We start from the raw sequence: 18834 nt of genomic DNA, 5'->3' as shown, positions 1-18834 counted from the left end.
CTAGCGTTCCTCGTAATGACGTATCATAAATTATTTTTAAATCAACCTCAGAAACGTCACTGCGAGGAAGCATGACGTGGCAGTCTGTTTATAGTAGTATAAACTTGTTTTTGGAAGTCACAGATTGCCGCGTCACTAGCGTTCCTCGTAATGACGTATCATAAATTATTTTTAAATCAACCTCAGAAACGTCACTGCGAGGAAGCATGACGTGGCAGTCTGTGTATCGCAGTACAAATTTGTTTTTGGAAGTCACAGATTGCCGCGACTTAGGTCTCGCAATGACGAATCATAGTATGAAGTTTACGAGTGTATTAGTTTATACTAAGAAACAATCAGGTAGTAAGTAACACAACTCACAACTAATTCAGGTAGTAGCTTTTGGGCATTAGGTATTAGTACTGTTCAAAGAATATGTTGAGGTTCTTAATAAAGCATCAACAAATTGACAAAAAACAAATCAACAACTATCGAAGTTTAAAAGTGTATAAGTTTACAATTTTATACTATGAAATAAGCATAAAGTAAGTAACACAACCCAAAACAGAGCAAAGCGACCAACCTAAAACCCTAATGATGCTCCTGCACAAAAGCAGTGAACTTCACCCAAGTATCAATTGCATTTTGTCCAATCCAGCCGTGTCCTTCTTCTGGGTAAAAAGTAAATTCATGCGTAACGCCTAATTGTATCAAACGATCACTCAAATCCATTCCTTGTGAGTTTGGAATCAACGGATCTTGTCCACCATAAAACAACACCGTTGGAGGCGCCGCACTTGTAACTCTATGAAATGGACTAAAACTTTCCAAAAGCGGAATTACAACCTCAGTTCCTAATAAATCAATATATGCCTGAATTGTTGGATCTGCGTTATTCAAATACGCTTCATCCGCCAAATTCGTTGGTCCTACAATACTTGCCACCATATTTACATCGGCTTCAGTATCATACGCATAACTCCATAAAAGCGACAAATGTCCGCCAGCGCTCGTTCCTAAAAAAGCGTAATCTTCCGAAATAATATACTCTTCATTACGCTCTTTTAACTGATTAATAAGTGCTGTAATATCATCCAATTGCATCGGAAAAGGCGAAGTCGTTTCATTCGCCAAGCGATAATTCATATTCACAATCGCATATTGAGGTAAATCGGCTTGAATCAACTCCACAAAATTATTCATATCTGCTTTATCGCCACTTGTCCAACCGCCACCATGCACTAAAATAATCACTTTCGTATTCAGTGTTCTATTCTGTGGTAAATACAAATCGTAGGTTTGATCTGCGTCTGTACCATACGAAATATCAAGTAAAAATCCAGCGCCAATAGTAGTAGGATCTGTAGGTGATGCGGTAAAATCTAAATCGGAATCCGAACTACAAGAATAATTCAACAATAAGGTCAAACTTAAAATAAAGTGGTAACATAATTTTTTCATAAACGGGTCTTACTATAATTTCAGAACGCAATATCCTAAAAAAAAGTATGCACAAATCTTAATTTTGACTTAAATTTTTACGATGGCATCATTTGTGAAATAAACTAAATATCAATTAATTAAGCACAAGTGGAATACAATTTTTCTTGCTCCTATTCAGATTCAGACAGAAATGCGTATAATAACTAAAAATCAATTACTTTTGTGAAACTCGAATACGTATAGATGGCAGAATTTATTAAATTATATGACGAAAACCCAAATCCGAGGGAAATCAAAAAAGTCGTAGACATTCTTCGCAATGGTGGCTTGGTTATTTACCCTACGGATACCGTATATGGTTTAGGTTGCGATATTACAAATACCAAAGCTTTGGAACGCATTGCCCGCATAAAAGGGATAAAACTCGAAAAAGCCAATTTCTCGTTTATCTGTAACGATTTAAGCCATATTAGCGATTACATTCGTCAGATTGATACACGTACCTACAAAATTCTGAAAAAAGCATTGCCAGGTCCGTATACGTTCATTCTACCAGGAAACAACAACCTGCCAAAAGTATTTAAAAAGAAAAAAACAGTCGGAATTCGTGTGCCAGACAACAATATTGCACGAACCATTGTGCAAGAGTTAGGAAACCCAATTGTATCTACTTCTATCTATGATGAAGATGATATTATAGAATATACAACCGATCCAGAGTTGATTTTGGAAAAGTGGGACAACCTTGTAGACGCTGTAATTGACGGCGGTTATGGTGATAATATTGCCTCTACAATAATTGATTTATCAGGAGACGAACCCGAAATTATTCGTGAAGGAAAAGGAGATGTTGAAAGCATTTTCTAAAACAGATTTTACACATTTATGAAGAAATTTAAAATAATAGCAGCAATACTTTTAGTCATAGCTGTAGCAATAGGAATAGTTGTGTATCCAAAAGCGTCCATGTATTTCTTTGGAAAGAAAACAGCTTCTATTGAAAAAGATACTGCTTTTTATGTGCCAACAGGCGCAACACTTGAAGCCGTTTTGAACGATTTAAAAACGAAAGGAATCATAGAAAATACGGAGAAATTTCAAGAATATGCTGCACTGCGAAATCTAAAACAAGAAACGCTAGAAGCCGGAAAATATATCTTTCCTAAAAATGTAGCGTACAGCAAAATTGTGGAAGACTTACGTCAAGGAAATGGCGAAAAAGAAACACAAGTTACCTTTAACAATGCACGAACAAAGAAAGAAGTCGCTGAAAAAATTGCATTAACTGTTGAATTATCTGCGGAAGACATTTTAAAGTTAATTACTGACGAAAAGTTTACAAGCAAATACGGTTTTACACCAACTACAATCAACACCATGTTTATTCCGAATACCTACAATGTATATTGGGATATTGCTGCGGAAGATTTAATTGCGAAACTCGCCAAAGAATACAAACTTTTTTGGTCGCCAGCGCGCAAAGCAAAAGCCAAAAAACTAAACATGTCGCAAACAGAAGTGTCTACATTAGCTTCAATTGTGGTGTGTGAAACGATCAAAATGGACGAAGCGCCTAAAATTGCAGGTGTATATGTAAATCGCTTAAGACGTGGAATACCTTTAGATGCCGATCCGACGTTGAAGTGGGTTTTGGGAGATTTTGAAATCAAGCGTATTTTAAACAAAGACAAAGAACTTGATTCACCTTACAACACCTATAAAAACAGAGGCTTGCCGCCAGGACCAATCTACATTCCGTCGGTACAATATATTGATGCTGTGCTAAATTATGAAAAGCACGATTATATCTTTTTCTGTGCGAAAGAAGATTTCTCAGGCTATTCCAATTTTGCCAAAACCAATCGTCAACACGAAGCCAATGCGCGCAAATACCACAAAGCTTTAAACGAACGTAACATCTATCGATAATGTCAAATTACAACAGAAGAGACTTTGCAAAACTAGTCGTTTTAGGCGGAATTGGATATACGGTTTTTTCGTGTACTGATGCATCTAAAAAGAGTAAATCGACTCCGACAGAAACAGAAAAAGAAAAAGAAGCAATACCGACAATGCCAGAATTGCTTCCAGAAAATATAAAACTCTACCAAAAAGCAGATGCTGAATACCAAGAGTTGACTGTTCGTTTCAACAAACGCTTTCAGCAATCGCCAACATACATAGCGCAATGCTTTACAACGCAAGGTGTTGTAGATGCTGTAAAGTTTGCTAATTTTAAAGACTTAAAAGTTGTTGTAAAAAGTGGCGGACATAGCTTTGAAGGTTTTTCAAGTACCAACGATGGATTGGTCGTAGATGTTTCTGCAATGAAGAAAATGGAGTGGAAGCCAGATCATAGTCTCATCGTAGAAACAGGTTGTATTTTAAAAGAATTGTACAACGAAATGTTGCCAAAACAGCGCATTTTGCCTTCGGGTTCGTGTGCTACAGTCGGAATTGCAGGATTAACACTCGGTGGCGGATACGGTTTTTTCAGTCGCAAATATGGTTTAACCTGCGATAGTTTGCAATCCATTACGTTGGTAGATGGCAAAGGAAACATTCATCACGAAAGTGGAACTTCAGCAATCTTAAAAGCTTGTAAAGGTGGCGGAAATGGAAACTTCGGTATTGTAACGAAGATGAAATTTAGAACTTACCAAGCGCCCAATTTTTTTCAAGCATATCGCTGTAAAGCGTATAAACTAACGACAGAAAGAGCAAAAGAATTGTTGCAAACGTGGTTTCGTTACACCAAAAACTTACCAAATACTGCTTTTGCGGCATTTGTACTGAATGGAAAAACATTAACAGTTTTAATCACGAATTACTCTAGTGATAATAAAGGCGTACTAGACATGTACAATGCGCTCAAAGCCATTTCGGACAAAGCTACGATTGGAAGCAAACGCCCGCTGGCAAGAGCTTTACAAACTTTTTATGGCGTACAACATCCTATTTATTTTAAAAACGCTTGCGCGGGATTGTACAAAGATTTCACTCAAATAGAAGGTTGTATTGACGATGTAATTTCCAAAGTAATTTCGTCTCGCGGATTGATCTATCAAGTGAATACGCTTGGCGGAAATATCAATTCGGCTGCTGCTGAAAAACGTTCGGTATTTCCACACAGAAGTTATCCGTATTTATCTGAATTGCAATCGTATTGGGATAAACCATCGCAGGAAGCCAGCAGATTGGCGGCATTTAAAGAAGTACAAGATCGTTTTTACAAACATGGAATTCGCGCACACTATAGAAACTATCCAGACATAAATTTTAAAGATTTTGAAACTTCGTACTACGGAAAGTATCTTCCTGAATTAAAACAAATCAAAAAACAACTTGATCCTGACAATCGTATTCAGCACCCGCAGAGTATTACGGTTTAGATTCGCTTTGCTCTTGGACAGTTAGATCGCTACGCTTTTAGACACGCTGTCGCTCTTAGACTATTCAGATACTTGATATCCTTAGCTTGTGTAGGAATCCACTTTTGTATCAAACTTAAAATTTTACACAAATAAAAAAAGCGTTCAAAATTACTTGAACGCTTTTTCATTTAGTTGCCTAAAACTATATTATTTTCCTTCTTCAGAAAGGCTTTTCATTTCATTCTCAATCATTTCGTAAAATTGATCAATTTTTGGCAATACCACAATACGTGTACGTCTGTTAACGCCTCTGTTTTCAGCAGTATCATTCTCTACTAATGGTACGTAATGACTTCTTCCTGCCGCAATTAATTGTCCTGGATCTACGCCCAATTCTTGCAATACACGAATAATGGATGTTGAACGTTTGACACTTAAATCCCAGTTGTCAATTAACACACCTTTTTTGTAAGGAACGTTGTCTGTGTGTCCTTCCACCATACATTCAAAGTCTGGTTTGCTGTTTACTACTTTCGCTACTTTCGCAAGTACTTCTTTTGCTCTTGTAGTTACATTATAGCTTCCACTTTTAAATAGTAACTTATCAGCAATTGAGATGAATACAACACCTTTTTCAACATTTACTTCAATATCCGGATCGTTAATTCCGACTGCTTTCTTCAAGCTAGAAACAATGGCTAAGGTAACACTATCTTTTTTGCTAATTGCATCTTGCAAACGTGTAATTTTTAAATCTTTCTCTTTCATACTTTCCAACGACTTTTCAAGGTTTTCGGCACCTTTGGTCGTTAAAACGGTCATGTCTTTTGTATTTTGAATCAATCCTTGATTCGCTTCTTTTAAGTCATTATTCGCTTTTCGTAAATCAGAAACTTGTCCTTCCATCGCTTCAGCTCTAGCAGAGGCAGAGGCTTTTTCTTCCAAGCAAGCATTCAACTTTACAGTGGCAGAGTTCAATAAATCTTTTGTTTCTTTATGTCTTGCTTCTAAATCAGTTAATTCTTTTTTAGAAACACATGAGGTTAAAACAATGGAAGCTGTTGCGACCAATAAGAGGATCTTCTTCATAAATCTTGTATTTTATATAATTAAAACGGTTTTTTCTAAATTAATCTCAAAAGTATTAAAATTGCTAGGCATTATAAAAGTATTAACAAACTTTTAAATGTATATGGAGCCATTTTTTTAACATTTCAATAAGAACGCCTTTTTATTGAAAAATTAATACCTAATTCGGTAATAAACGTTATTTTCTTATTGATATTGCTTATTTCTAGAATTATGAAATCTTTTTTAATTTCCATTTCTTTGGCGCAAGTTTGAGCAATTTACTTTTTCCGTATGGATTTTTTAATCGAAACTTCACAGCATTCAACTCAAACGTATTGATATTAGATTGATTCACTTTTTTAGATGTTAGGATAAGTGTATCATTTTCATTTTTCCATATACCTTCTGAGAATTCAACGGCATCGTTTTTAGTGATTTGAAGTGTAAATATTCTTTCCTTAGTAAGCGTCAATTCAATTTTAGAAGCATTTTTGCCTTTCCCTGTATATGTTCCATAAAAAAGATGTGTTTTTAAATCAGATCGCTTAATGTGTAATAATTGATACATTTTTGAATTGAAAATTTCAACAAACTCTTTATCTAAATAGCTGTCCGTACAACCGTGACAGAAATTTAATCGAGTAATTTTTATGGTATTTAAATAAAGTATTTCTATTAAACCTTCTGCATGACAACCGCCTGCGCCACCAATTTGACCAACTAAAAAATACTTTCCTTCCGCATGTAAAGCGATTGCTAATGTTGAAATTTTCTTTTCCAGCCAAGTAATTTCTTTTGGAGTTAAGGTTGAAAAATGCCTTATGACATTATGCAGTTTTACACTTGAAATGGAATTGAAAGGTAATTTTGAAATACGAATTTCAGGAGTGTAAATAGTGTCTTTTTCAAGACTTTTAGGAATATAATTGGCAAGATCATTAAATTGATCTAGAATTTTTTCAGAAGCATCTTGCGCAGTTGCAAGCGAACTTAAAAATAAGAATAAGATGAAAATTGTTTTCTTAAACAAGTGCATTTATGATAAGTCAGCATATTGTTTTTTCCCTTTGATAAAGTAGGAATAGACAATCGATTTCTGACCAAAATACTGTTTTTTTTGACTGTTACCACGTTTTTTAACCATTTTTGGCAAACGTGCATAGAAATGAAAATGTGCTTTGAGAATCGCAATGAAGTGTTTGAACTGTAATTTTGTAAGAAACTGAATGGCAGCTATTCCGTCCAATACTAAGCGTGAAAAAATGATGGGAATTAATTTCCCTTTTGGAAGATTTTTAGCCAACATACACAACGAGTTTCTAAAATTCAGATAGGTTTTCCTTGGGTTTGTGCTGTCCAACGTTGCGCCACCAACATGATACACCACACTTTCCGAAATGTACATTGCTTTGTAGCCTTTGTTAAACGCGCGCCAACACAAATCGATTTCCTCTTGATGTGCAAAAAAAGCTGAATCAAAACCATTCAACTCATTAAAAACATGCTTTCGGATGAATAAACACGCGCCAGAAGCCCAAAATATTTCTGTTGCATCATTATATTGTCCGTTGTCTTCTTCTAAAGTGTGAAATATACGTCCACGGCAATAAGGATAACCGTATTTGTCAATAAATCCACCAGCGGCACCAGCATATTCAAAATGTGTTTTTTGTTTAAAGTCTAAAATTTTTGGCTGAATGATGGCAGTTTCTGAATTCGATTCAAATTCCGATCGGATAGGAGCGAGCCAATTTTCAGTCACTTCAATATCTGAATTTAATAAACAGAAAATTTCTTCTTCAACCTGTGGAAGTGCATCATTATATCCTTTGGCGTAGCCGCCATTTTCAACATTTTGAATGATGGTTATTTCGGGGAAATTCGTTTTGACATAGTCTATGGAGTCATCTGCGGAAGCGTTATCCGCCACATAAATATGCGCATCTTTAGAAAACGCCAACACCTTTGGTAAAAACTGTGCTAAGAGTTCTTTTCCATTCCAATTGAGTATAACTACGGCGATTTTCATTTTTTTTGAAATTATAAATTTTGAATGCTAAATTTTAAATTGTTATTTTTTGTTTCTAAGTACTTCTCGATAGTTCTGTTGAGCGCAGTCGAAATACAATTTTTCTTTCATTTCGACTCTGCTCAATGCGCAGAAAAATCACTCGAAGTGACGTTTGGTGTTTATTATGAATAACCGTCAGTTCGAGTGGCGAATCTGTGATTCGTTGTATCGAGAACAGCTATGATTTTATAATATTTATCATTCCTAAGTACTTCTCGATACAATTTTTCTCCATTTCATTCTGAAAAATCACTCGAAGTGACGTTTGGTAATTGTTTAGACTATGATTCGTCATTGCGAACGTAGTGAAGCAATCTGTTTCAAAGAAAGCTCAATTTTACTTAGAAGCAGACTACCACGTCGTAAACTCCTCGTAGTGACGTTTAAACATATCTAACGATCTAAGCCAGTCTAACAATCTAAGTAAGTCTAATTCATCAAGACTTCTTATACTCCGGAATGTCTCTCAAAAACTGATATTGTTGTGCTTCATAATCCATCGTGCAATAATAATGATCTAATCCGTTGGTTACCATTAAATATTCCGCATTTAAAATTAGGTTGTAACGCGCAATTTGATCAAAGGTGTGTTGATCAATTTTTATTTTACTTCGTTTGCATTCGACCACCAAAAAAATACTTCCGTCCGAATTGAAAATAACTATGTCATATCGTTTTTTTAAGTCGTTGAATATGAGTTCTTTTTCGACATTTATTAAACTGATTGGATAGTTTTTTTCCTGCATCAAAAACTGTACTGTATGTTGTCGAACCCATTCTTCGGGAGTCAACACGACAAACTTTTTCCGAATGGCATCAAAAATATAGATTTTATTTTCCCTATTTTTGAACCGGAACGTATATTTTGGAAAATTTAAGAGTTCCATAAGCACAAAACTAACGATTCGTGCATCGAAAACCAATACAATTTCACATTTGTAGCAATAATGGAAGAAGCGAAACAGATTGTCGTCGATATACAGAAAGGAAATATCAAACCTATTTATTTTTTAATGGGTGAAGAAGCCTATTATATTGACAAAATTGCGGAATATATTGAAGCAAATGTGTTGGATGAAGCCGAAAAAGGATTCAACCAAATGGTATTGTACGGACGCGATGTTACCATTGATGATATTGTGGCAAATGCAAAACGGTATCCGATGATGGCAGAACGCCAAGTGGTGATTGTGAAAGAAGCACAAGATTTGTCGCGCACCATTGATAAGCTAGAATCGTATCTTTTGAATCCGCAACCAAGCACCGTTTTGGTCATTTGTTATAAGTATAAGAAGATTGCAAAAAATAAAAAAATCTACAAAGCAGCAAAGAAAAATGGTGTGATGTATGAAAGCAAGAAATTGTATGAAAATCAGGTTGCAGATTGGATTCGCAGAGTATTGGCAGGAAAAAAGTATCAAATTACACCAAAAGCCGCCCAAATGTTGGTGGAGTTTTTAGGAACGAATTTGAGTAAGATTGATAATGAATTGGAAAAACTAAAATTGATTTTACCAATTGGAAGCGAAATTACACCTATTGCGATTGAAGAAAACATCGGAATTAGTAAAGATTATAATAATTTTGAGTTGCGAAAAGCAATTGGCGATAGAGATGTAACGAAAGCGTTTAGAATTATCACCTATTTTTCAGAAAACCCAAAGGACAATCCGACAGTTGTCACGGTTTCACTATTGTTTAACTTCTTTTCACAGTTATTGCAGTATCATGGTTTGCGTGATCAGAATCCGAAAAATGTGGCTTCTGTGTTGCGAATCAATCCGTATTTTGTAAAGGAATATCAAGCTGCAGCTCGTAATTATCCAATGAAGAAAGTAAGTGGCATTGTGGCAACGTTACGTGAAATGGACGTAAAAAGTAAAGGTGTTGGTGCGACAAATTTATCGAATGGAGATTTGTTGAAAGAGTTGATGGTGAAGATTATGAATTAGGTTGGATCGCTTGACTTCGACTTTGCTCAGTCACCGCGCTTTTGGATCGCTTCGCTTTTGGATCGCTTCGCTTTTGGATCGCTTCGCTTTTGGATCGCTTCGCGTGTGTTCTTAAAATACTTTTACGTTTATATTCCTACGCGTCACTTCGAGTGATTTTCGATAGAAAATTGTATCGAGAAGTACTTCGAAAACTACAGTGTTTTAAAAAACGTTACTACGAGGAGTTTGCGACGTGGTAGTCTGCTTCTATGTAGATTTTGTATTCTTTGAAACAGCTTACTTCGCTTTTTGATCGCTTCGCGTTGATTCTTAAACTTTTAGGAAACGTCTTTGCGAGCGTTTTGATAAAAACGCGTGGCAATCTGTTTCTTTAGTAAAAGATTGCTTCACTTGGTTCGCAATGACGTTTCAAATTGAGACGGTTTCAAATCCACAAAAAGTAATTAACAACAAACAAACTCGCATAGGCTGAGCGGAGCCGAAGTCAAGCCGCCGTAATATCCACTTGAAAGTTTTTTTGCATAAATTGACCAATCATTTGCCGTGCCATGCCCAAATATTCTTCTTTTTCGTCTAAAAAGCTATGTAGTTCTTCAATTTCCCAATCCAATTCTTCTTGTCGTTCGGTAATATCATCATCCTCATCATCAATAGCACGCAGTAAATCTTTGTAACGCCTTTCTACACGAGTCATTTGTTTTAGAATATGAACTGCTTTTTTTGCACGCGCATGTACCAACGGAACACGTTGCAAACCAAATACTTTGACAGAAGTGGTGGCGCGTTGTTTTGGGAATTCTTCTTGTATCTTCGCTTGAATGACACCCGATTTTATATTGTATTTAAAGTATTCTTCTGGGTTTTCAATACACGGATTTAGTAACAAACGCACTTTTTCTTCTTCGTTGAAATCACCTTCAAGTGAACGCACACGTTTGGCTTCATCAAATAAAGGAAACTGATTCATTTTCCCCATACTTTTTAATTCAGCTTCAGTTGTGGTGGCTTGTTTCGATTTCTGATTGCAGTTTCTGCACGACAGTAATAAATTATCCCAATCGGCTGCCAACCAATAATAACCAGGTTTTGAATTTTTCGTTTCTTTTAATTCTTCAATTTCTCCTTTTGGTCTAAAATGTTCAATATCGCCCACATAAGTGACCAAAATATCACTTTCGCAATACGCGCATTTTCCATCACTCATTTTTATAAGTGTTTCTTTGACTTCCGGATTGCTGTATACTTTAAATTTAAACGCTTTTGTATTGGCAGGATCTGCATAATAGGCAATCGCTGCTGCAAGTTCTTTTTTCAACTTGTCACTTCCTTCTTTGAGAATGGCTGGAATTTCAACGGAATTTCTTTGAATTGCAATCATACTTACTTTTTTTGATCTAATTTTTTCCAAAGATTTTTAACTCGATCAATAGCTTCTTGCTTTACTTCATCTACATCAATTTTTAAGTCTTTGTTACGCATGTTTTTCGCCATCAATTCATCGACAACTTGATAAATGATTTCTTCTCGTTTATCGTTTCCAAAACGCATGTATTTTAGGTCGTCAACTTCCGTTTTTAGCGTTTCAAGTCTTTTTTGTTGTGCGTCATTTCTATCAGAAGCATCCAAAGCCAACAACTCATAATACTCTTTGAATAGCAATTCGGTTTTGATGTCCATTGTACTATTGAGTCCAAAATATTCAGATGTTAACAATTGATCAATTCGTAAACTACTCGGATCGGGCAAATCGCTTAAAGCTATAATTGCATTTTCTTCATCGCGTTTTAAAACTACGACTTCATTTCCTTTTAAACCGCGTAAACACAACGGTTCGTGTGTGGTAATGATGAATTGAATTTTTGGAAATGTATTGCGCAAACGTTCTACAATTTCCATTTTCCATCGCGGATGCAAATGTGTACCAATTTCATCAACCAATACAATTCCTTCCGCAAGTTCGTAGACGATGTTTTCTTGCGAAAGCGTATAAATCATATCAATAGCTATGGCAAAAATGGATTTGTAACCATCGCTTAAATGTTTGATATTTATTTGATCGCCCGAATGATGATATTTGATATAGATTTCTTTCTTTTTGGGACTTCTTTTGATGGAATCTAAATCGTCTAATAACAACAAATTTTTCAGTGTTTTAGATACTTCATTGAAGGTTTTTCGATTGCTGTTTAAAAACCATTCTTTTGCATCTGATAACGAAATAGAAGCATCAAATAGGTTTTTAATTTTAATATAACTCGGATGCTCTTTTTCGGGTTGTAAATTTCCAATCGGTAATAAACGTGTAGATCCATATCCAATAATAAACGCAGGCGGCTTTTGAATGCTTGCTTTTATTTCGTTTTTTCGTTTGCTGAATGTTACACTATATTCTTCTTCATTACCTTTACCAAATACTTTGATATGACCACTTTGCTTGCCGTATTTTAAAACATCTTCGACTTCAATACCAAGCACGTCTAAATATTCTTGTCCCATTAAGGCAATAGCAATTGCTTTCAGAACCGAACTTTTTCCAACACCATTTTCGCCCAAAAATACCAACCAAGGTTCTACACTAATATCGTCTGCATAACTTGGTAATTTTAGGGTTAAATCGGAAAAGCATTTAAAGTTTTTTAGGACAATTTTATCGAGATATACATTTTTAAGAATGCTTGCATAATATTGATCATCTTTCTTTTTAAAAATAGCTTTTTCAACTTTCGGAGCTTTCGTTTTGTCTCTTGTTAATCCTTCTTCGGTTTCTTCTAGCGGAAAAGATATGGATTCAAATAGATCAGCGCCACCTTTTATATTTTGTTGTGGAGACGGTTTTGGCGGTATCTGTTCTTGTATTTGCTGTTGTTGCTGATTTTGATTGAAATATGATTGATTTGAATCGACAAAATTGGCAAAAATGCTGTAAATTTCTTTGTTTTTTAAATGATGTAGTAAAAGTGCATTCCGAAACGCTAGATGATTCTTTTTGGAGTTTCCTTGCAGTACATCATTCCATTCATTGGCGATTTCTTGTGCATTTTTAGCATAATTTTTTAAGTCAGTAATTTCTTGTAGCGTAACGCTAGCTATATTTTCCCGCTCATAAATTAAATCTGCACGATTGAGTCCTAGAATTTGAATAGTGGCTTTTGCTTTTTGTTTTTGAGATTCTAATTGTTGGATAAGATGTTTGCTATTGTGAGTAATTTCAGCATAGGAATCATCTAAAGGAATAATTTCTGAACTGGTAATATTAAAACTAAAAAATAGGCTTGGATCTTCAAAAGATGGATCAATTAAATAGGCATTTTCTAGTAGCGAAGTTTTTTTGTGGTTAGATTCGATAGGCGCTCTTTTCCCCTCAACAGGAAATACATTCGATTTAAAGCGCTGACAACTATGACAAGTAGTGTATAAATTCCCCCATTCGTACGCAAGCCACCAATAATGATCGGCATCAATGCTTTTAGTATCAAAACCTTGCGCATTGTTTGTAGGTCTAAAATGACGTAAATATGTACCATCGCCAGCTTTTGTTTTTCTGAGATACGATTCACAATACGCACATTTATGATCAAATAATTTCATCAAGGCATTCACAACTTCGCTAGGAAAATTTCTATGCGGATCGCTAAAACTACGTTGCGCACGTGCACTTTTACGCAAGCCATAAAAGTCTTGAATTTCTTGTTGCAAGCGTTCATATTCTTTGGAAGAAAAGAACGCAGGTTTTGCAATTTTATGTCTGTCTACTTGTATCACAACGTATCAATTTTTAGGTAAAAAGTAATTTTATGTACCTAAAGTACGTGAATATTTAATGAAAATTAAAGTAAAGACAGGAAATACAGTGTTTTTCCCCTGTGCTATTTTTTGATTATTTGATACATTGTGTATTGTAATTTATTCTTGTTAATGTCTTATAAAATAAGTGTATGAAAACGAAGAAACAGTCTGATAAAAAAGAGAAAACCTCTCCAGTTATACAGCGTAAAGACAAGAATTCGTTTGTAAAATCGAAAGCAGATTCTGATAGTTTTACGCCGCCAACAAACACAGGTCAAAATAAAGGATTGCCTAGTGGTTTACAATCGAATATGGAAAGTTCATTAGGACAAGATTTTTCAAACGTTTCTATTCATACCAATTCGCAAGAAGCTATACAAATGAATGCACGTGCGTATACACAAGGCGAACAAGTTCATTTTGCACCAGGCGAGTTCAATCCGAATTCATCACAAGGAAAAAATTTAATAGGGCATGAGTTTACACATGTAGCACAACAACGTTCTGGTGTTGTAAAACCAACTAAAGTATTGCAAAAAGGTGTTGCTGTGAACGATAGTAAACATTTAGAGCAGGAAGCAGATTCTTTTGGACAAAAAGCGGCAAATGGAGAAACTGTGTCAAAATATCGTGGCGCAAAAGCTTCGTCTTCATCAGCTGTGCAAACTAAAGATATAAATGCACCTATTCAACGCCTTATAAAATCGCCTTATCCATGGACTGGACGTGTTGAAAATGCAATTCTTTTGGCACTTCGCGATGGGCCAGATGGAAATACATTGGCAGATTTACCCGATAATACAGTAGTCACTGTTTTAGCGAATTCGAGTGGCTGGTTACAAATACAAGTAGACACAAGTCAAGCTGGCATTATTTTGAATACGCAAGGTCAAAGTCAATTGTCGGGAACAATGCTTACAGGATATTCTGGACATCGATATATAAATGACGCCACTGTTTCTGCCATGAGTGAAATGGTTGGACATCAAGAATGGGATAACCCAACAGCTACTGATTTTTATCAATATTTTGTTGTTGGTGGCGGTTCAGGAACTTTACCAGATACAGCTACTATGAATTGCTGGGAAAGTATTATGTATGCCGCTTATGTGACAGATCAGATAGACACTGCTTGGATTAGTGCTTTTTATGGAGCAGCTTTAGCTACACCTAGACCGACAGCATCTGTTTGGACAGCACTTGGATGGTATTCTGCTTTGCCAATGGCAACTTCTTCAGGTGGCGCTGCACCAGCTCCAAATATAGGAGATTTGATATATTACACGCCAAGTGGAGGCGCAATGCCCGATCATGTTGCTTTGTATGTTGGGAATGGAGAAGTGATAAGTTTATGGGAAGAACCCAATGGTATTAATTCGGTGCAGCGAATTTCGATAACTGCACTTTCTGGCGATATTCAATTCAATCCACCGCCATGGTAAAAAATCATCAATTAATAGTATATTGCTAAAACAGTAAGTAATAATACTTTTTATAAAGAGTATAAATTGAAAATAATGAAAGGTAAAAACATATTTTTATTGCTTATTATTTGCTTAAATTTTAATTGCAAAAAGATGGAAACAGTCAATTGTTTTGAGATACATACATTTTCTAAAGTTTTAAACGTTGTTCAAAATAAAGGAACATCTGTATTTTTAGATACGAAATTAGTGATTCAAAAAGATACAAAGGCTAAAGAGTATGTTTTTGAGAATTTTGTATTGGAATCTATAGAAAATCGAGAAGATATGATTGTTATTATTGATGGCACAAAGGTAATTCCAACATTTACAGTTTCAAAAGTTGGTACAAGTCTTAATTTTTCAGCGTATGCATCTCGCATTGATTCTGAAGATGAAAAGCAACAACGAAAAGATATTTGGTGCCAACTTGCAACAAAAATTTTAGCGGATTAATTTTATGTATTGATCAATTCCTTAATTCCATTTGCCAATTGTGTTGCTGCATTTTTGTTGAAACGAAACCACAATTCGGGTTCAATCAACTCCAATTCGGAAATGGCGAGTTGGTTTTCATTATCCCAAATAATATCTACACGAGCATACATTGGCATTTCTATACAAGCTTTTACTGCGTTTTCGGCAAATTCAATTTCGGTAGCCGATGGTTTGTATTCGTGAACGCTTCCGCCAAAATCATCTTGCACTCTAAAATCGCCTTGTTTTGCTTTTTTTAAGATGGCATGTGTATATTTCCCATTGATGACAATGATCGAAATTTCACCTTTACTCATAATTTGATGCATAAACGGTTGTAATAACATCGCTTCTGCTGCAATTAAACTTTTAAAAACACTTTCATGTTTGCTAATGTTTGTTGGGTTTAATTTGTACGTATGTCGTGCTGCACCAGAAACACAAGGTTTTACAACGGTTTCTTCCCAAGCTAATTCTTGATGAATTTCCGCCAACGAACGCGTATCGCCTTTTTCAATGAAATATGTTGGAACTATTGCGACATTATTTTTTGCTAAATCTTGCAAGTAATGCTTGTCAATATTCCAGTAAATCATCTTGGCAGAGTTTAGTAATGTTGTTTGTTGACTTACTTTTGATAACCAAATTGAGAATTCGTCAAAACGATCAAAATAATCCCAGGTAGTCCTAAAGAGTACATATTTTGTGGTATTCCAATCAAAATCGACATCGTCCCAAGCAAGTCTTAGCACTTTTAAATCTACTGCTTCTAATGCATCTTTTACCAATTGATCTTCTTGCAATACATTGTTTGTGTATTCGTTGCGTTCTATAGGATTTGTATAGCGTTTGTCAGTGAGAATGACTACATCAATTGGTTTCATACTGTGAGTTTTAAATTATAAATACTAGCTGCTAAGTTTTTATTTTTTCTGTAAATATTTTTTAACTTTTACTAATGGTTCAATAGAAAGATAAAAATTTCCTTCAAACTCACCGCCACCAGATAATACACCAATAACCAGACCTTTTGAATCTATTACTGGAGCGCCGCTAAAACCTGTTGCATTAAAATTTCTAACTGATTTTAGTATGAGTAAGCCAGATTCATACGAATCCATCGTTGCGAAATATGAACGTTGGTGACAATCAAATTCGCTGTATTCACAACCTATAATCTCGAATTGTTCTCCCTTTTTGGCTTTTGTAAATCTTGGCGTTAACGCGATAATATTATTGGATTGTCCAAGTTTACATTCTTGTAAAATGATATCTACATCTGATATTTTTTCATTCACTAGTTTTGAACCTATAATTGTGTCTTTTGAGAGTTTATCATTTCTAGGAAAGGCTTTCCAGGAGATTAAAGACGAATTAAATTTATCAGTTTTAACTTCTGGGTCAATGCCCATTGCATTTCCTAATAAATGTTTTGCCGTACATAAAAGCGTATTACTTTTAGTTTTGATTAGGAATGAACTTGCTCCAGAACCATAAGCTTCATTGAATTTGTATTCGTTTGTCAATAAAACTTGAACACTGTCAATGTAGTTTTTTGTTTTCCAGTTTATTAGGTTGCTATTTTCCTGTTTAGAATTACAACTTAGTAGGAGTAAAGTGAATACTAGGATTGTGCTTAATTTTTTAATCATGCACAAATATAAAAAGCCTGCTTATAAATAAATAGGCTTTTCAAAATATATTCGAGGCAAAAATCGATAAATTACTTTTACTGTATAAACGGATCTGTGAATTTTGAATCGCTTACCACAGTTTCATCCGTTAAGGTTCTTAAAAAGGCAACTAACGCGTCTTTTTCGGCTTGTGTTAAGTTCATGCGTCTTGGTCCGTTTTGATCGCGCAATCGATTGTCTAACGCAGGACCATTTTGAATTCCTGAATTGTAAAATTCGACAACTTCTTCTAAACTTTCCAAACTGCCATCGTGCATGAATTGTTGTGATGTTGCTATATTTTTAAGTGATGGCGATTTGAATATAATTGTTTCACCAGCATCTAAACCATTACTTTTTGAATTTGCCGCTAAAGAAAATGTTGGCAATTCATGACAAGTAGCACAATTGATATTTCCTTGATTTGTGGTAAATAGTAGTTTTCCTAAGTTTTCTTCGGCTGTGAAGCTTGGAAAATTTAGTCCAACACCGTTTCCTGGTACATTCGGATTGTACACTTGTGCAAATGCCTTTTTTTAGTGTATATGTATTTGTTTTTTACCCGTTGTGCATTTTGAATTCAAAAGTATCACGAAGCGTAATTTCGAGTGATTTTTAGGTGCGAAAAATCGTATCGAGAACTATTTAATATAAAATATTCTATTCTCGATACAAATTTGACTCATTTTCAATCGTAAAATTCACTCGAATTGACGAAATTTTATCAAAATGCACAACAGGTTTGTGTTTAGAACAATTTTACCGTTTGTCCTGCGTCTTCTTTTTTGATGGTGACTAATAGTTTTTTGAATCCTAAACCGTTCACTTTGTATATTTTAGTACCAACTGTCCAGTTTTCTTTTCGAGTTGAATTTGGCATCATTGGAAAACCATAACTAAATTTTGAACCATCTTTTTTTGGACCGAGTACATAAAAGTTATTTCTATTAAAATTATTATTCTTTATTTTAAAATTGATCCATTCTGCATTTGGGTTTTTAATCGTATTTGAAGTTTCTAAACTTACAATTTGTCCATTTTTGCGTGTTTTCTTTTTAATTTCTTTGGGTGAATTGACATAGATTAACTTCCCGTTATTTTTTACTTCCGCATGTAGCGTGTTTGTGACATTTACTTTGGCATTTCCCCAACTCCAAATATTTACAAACGCATTTTCAGCAATTAGGTTTGAAGCGTCTATTTTAGCAACTTCGATTCCTAAACGTAATTCTTTTGTTTTTCCTTCCAAAATAACGTTTCCCACAGGAGAAGTTAATTGCAAATAATCATTGTCAACATTGATGATTTTTGTGATATCATGCGTTCCCGTTTCTACATGACGAAGATTTGGAGCGCCAATTATAATCGTAGCTTCCGAAGGTTGTATCCATTCAATTTGATCTAAGTATAAGGTGTTGTCAACGACTTCTTTACCAATTAAATCTAAGATGTTTTCGTCGGTTGTAATCGTCATGCTTTCAGTTGTGGCAGCTTGATCAATGGTAACTTTCGCATAGAAATTGATTTTAATTTTCTGAATAT

17 protein-coding genes are annotated in these 18834 nt (G+C 35.0%); 6 read left to right on the top strand and 11 right to left on the bottom strand.

The features are described from left to right. Positions 1 to 570 precede the first annotated feature (570 nt). Entirely contained in the window at positions 571 to 1440 is an 870-nt protein-coding gene (locus tag AB8B65_RS14565) for an alpha/beta hydrolase (protein ID WP_405301939.1), read from the bottom strand. A 225-nt stretch (positions 1441 to 1665) separates the two neighbouring features. Here AB8B65_RS14565 and AB8B65_RS14560 point away from each other — a divergent pair, with 225 nt between their 5' ends. From AB8B65_RS14560 to AB8B65_RS14550, 3 genes are read left to right on the top strand one after another with little or no spacing between them, the layout of a single operon-like run. Then, a complete protein-coding gene (locus AB8B65_RS14560) occupies positions 1666 to 2289 on the top strand; it encodes an L-threonylcarbamoyladenylate synthase (protein ID WP_405301937.1) in 624 nt (207 codons plus the stop codon). An 18-nt stretch (positions 2290 to 2307) separates the two neighbouring features. After that, positions 2308 to 3351: an endolytic transglycosylase MltG gene (gene mltG, locus AB8B65_RS14555; protein WP_405301935.1), complete on the top strand. Its 1044-nt coding sequence runs from the start codon at positions 2308 to 2310 to the stop codon at positions 3349 to 3351. Further along, positions 3351 to 4814 carry an FAD-binding oxidoreductase gene (locus AB8B65_RS14550; protein ID WP_405301933.1) on the top strand — a complete coding sequence of 488 codons (1464 nt, stop codon included), beginning with the start codon at positions 3351 to 3353 and terminating at the stop codon, positions 4812 to 4814. Before mltG ends, AB8B65_RS14550 begins: the two co-directional genes overlap by 1 nt. A gap of 189 nt (positions 4815 to 5003) precedes the next feature. On the opposite strand, the gene AB8B65_RS14545 is transcribed toward AB8B65_RS14550, so the two are convergent. The 4 genes from AB8B65_RS14545 to AB8B65_RS14530 form a co-directional block, all read right to left on the bottom strand. Next, positions 5004 to 5885: an OmpA family protein gene (locus AB8B65_RS14545; protein WP_405301931.1), complete on the bottom strand. Its 882-nt coding sequence runs from the start codon at positions 5883 to 5885 to the stop codon at positions 5004 to 5006. A 211-nt stretch (positions 5886 to 6096) separates the two neighbouring features. Further along, complete coding sequence (locus tag AB8B65_RS14540) at positions 6097 to 6897, bottom strand: hypothetical protein (RefSeq protein WP_405301929.1); 801 nt, start codon at positions 6895 to 6897, stop codon at positions 6097 to 6099. A gap of 6 nt (positions 6898 to 6903) precedes the next feature. After that, positions 6904 to 7896, bottom strand: coding sequence for a glycosyltransferase (locus tag AB8B65_RS14535; RefSeq protein ID WP_405301927.1), 993 nt, complete (start codon positions 7894 to 7896; stop codon positions 6904 to 6906). A gap of 479 nt (positions 7897 to 8375) precedes the next feature. Then, positions 8376 to 8825, bottom strand: coding sequence for a type I restriction enzyme HsdR N-terminal domain-containing protein (locus AB8B65_RS14530; protein ID WP_405301925.1), 450 nt, complete (start codon positions 8823 to 8825; stop codon positions 8376 to 8378). 60 nt (positions 8826 to 8885) lie between these two features. Here AB8B65_RS14530 and holA point away from each other — a divergent pair, with 60 nt between their 5' ends. Further along, the gene (gene holA, locus AB8B65_RS14525; protein ID WP_405301924.1) at positions 8886 to 9890 is read left to right on the top strand and encodes a DNA polymerase III subunit delta; all 1005 of its coding nucleotides are present in this window, start codon (positions 8886 to 8888) and stop codon (positions 9888 to 9890) included. Between the two features lie 487 nt (positions 9891 to 10377). On the opposite strand, the gene AB8B65_RS14520 is transcribed toward holA, so the two are convergent. After that, positions 10378 to 11271, bottom strand: coding sequence for a hypothetical protein (locus tag AB8B65_RS14520; RefSeq protein ID WP_405301922.1), 894 nt, complete (start codon positions 11269 to 11271; stop codon positions 10378 to 10380). Between the two features lie 2 nt (positions 11272 to 11273). After that, positions 11274 to 13655, bottom strand: coding sequence for an AAA family ATPase (locus AB8B65_RS14515; RefSeq protein ID WP_405301920.1), 2382 nt, complete (start codon positions 13653 to 13655; stop codon positions 11274 to 11276). A gap of 173 nt (positions 13656 to 13828) precedes the next feature. On the opposite strand from AB8B65_RS14515, the gene AB8B65_RS14510 reads away from it, so the two are divergent. Both AB8B65_RS14510 and AB8B65_RS14505 read left to right on the top strand, forming a co-directional pair. Then, positions 13829 to 15121 (top strand): DUF4157 domain-containing protein, encoded by a 1293-nt coding sequence (locus tag AB8B65_RS14510; protein ID WP_405301918.1) that lies wholly within the window; start codon positions 13829 to 13831, stop codon positions 15119 to 15121. A 75-nt stretch (positions 15122 to 15196) separates the two neighbouring features. Beyond that, positions 15197 to 15598 carry a hypothetical protein gene (locus tag AB8B65_RS14505; RefSeq protein ID WP_405301916.1) on the top strand — a complete coding sequence of 134 codons (402 nt, stop codon included), beginning with the start codon at positions 15197 to 15199 and terminating at the stop codon, positions 15596 to 15598. A 2-nt stretch (positions 15599 to 15600) separates the two neighbouring features. On the opposite strand, the gene AB8B65_RS14500 is transcribed toward AB8B65_RS14505, so the two are convergent. The 4 genes from AB8B65_RS14500 to AB8B65_RS14485 form a co-directional block, all read right to left on the bottom strand. Next, on the bottom strand, positions 15601 to 16503 hold the full coding sequence (locus AB8B65_RS14500; protein WP_405301914.1) for a RimK family alpha-L-glutamate ligase: 903 nt from the start codon (positions 16501 to 16503) through the stop codon (positions 15601 to 15603). A 39-nt stretch (positions 16504 to 16542) separates the two neighbouring features. Next, entirely contained in the window at positions 16543 to 17271 is a 729-nt protein-coding gene (locus AB8B65_RS14495) for a hypothetical protein (RefSeq protein ID WP_405301912.1), read from the bottom strand. Positions 17272 to 17348: 77 nt separating this feature from the next. Further along, a complete protein-coding gene (locus AB8B65_RS14490) occupies positions 17349 to 17810 on the bottom strand; it encodes a cytochrome c peroxidase (RefSeq protein ID WP_405301910.1) in 462 nt (153 codons plus the stop codon). A 230-nt stretch (positions 17811 to 18040) separates the two neighbouring features. Next, positions 18041 to 18834: GIN domain-containing protein (locus AB8B65_RS14485; protein WP_405301908.1), on the bottom strand; the 794-nt coding region annotated here is incomplete at its 5' end.

Origin of the sequence: Kordia sp. (assembly GCF_045105435.1) — a bacterium.
Classification (GTDB): domain Bacteria; phylum Bacteroidota; class Bacteroidia; order Flavobacteriales; family Flavobacteriaceae; genus Kordia.
Note: the sequence above shows the minus strand (reverse complement) of the source record. Positions and strands in the feature narration are given on the sequence as shown.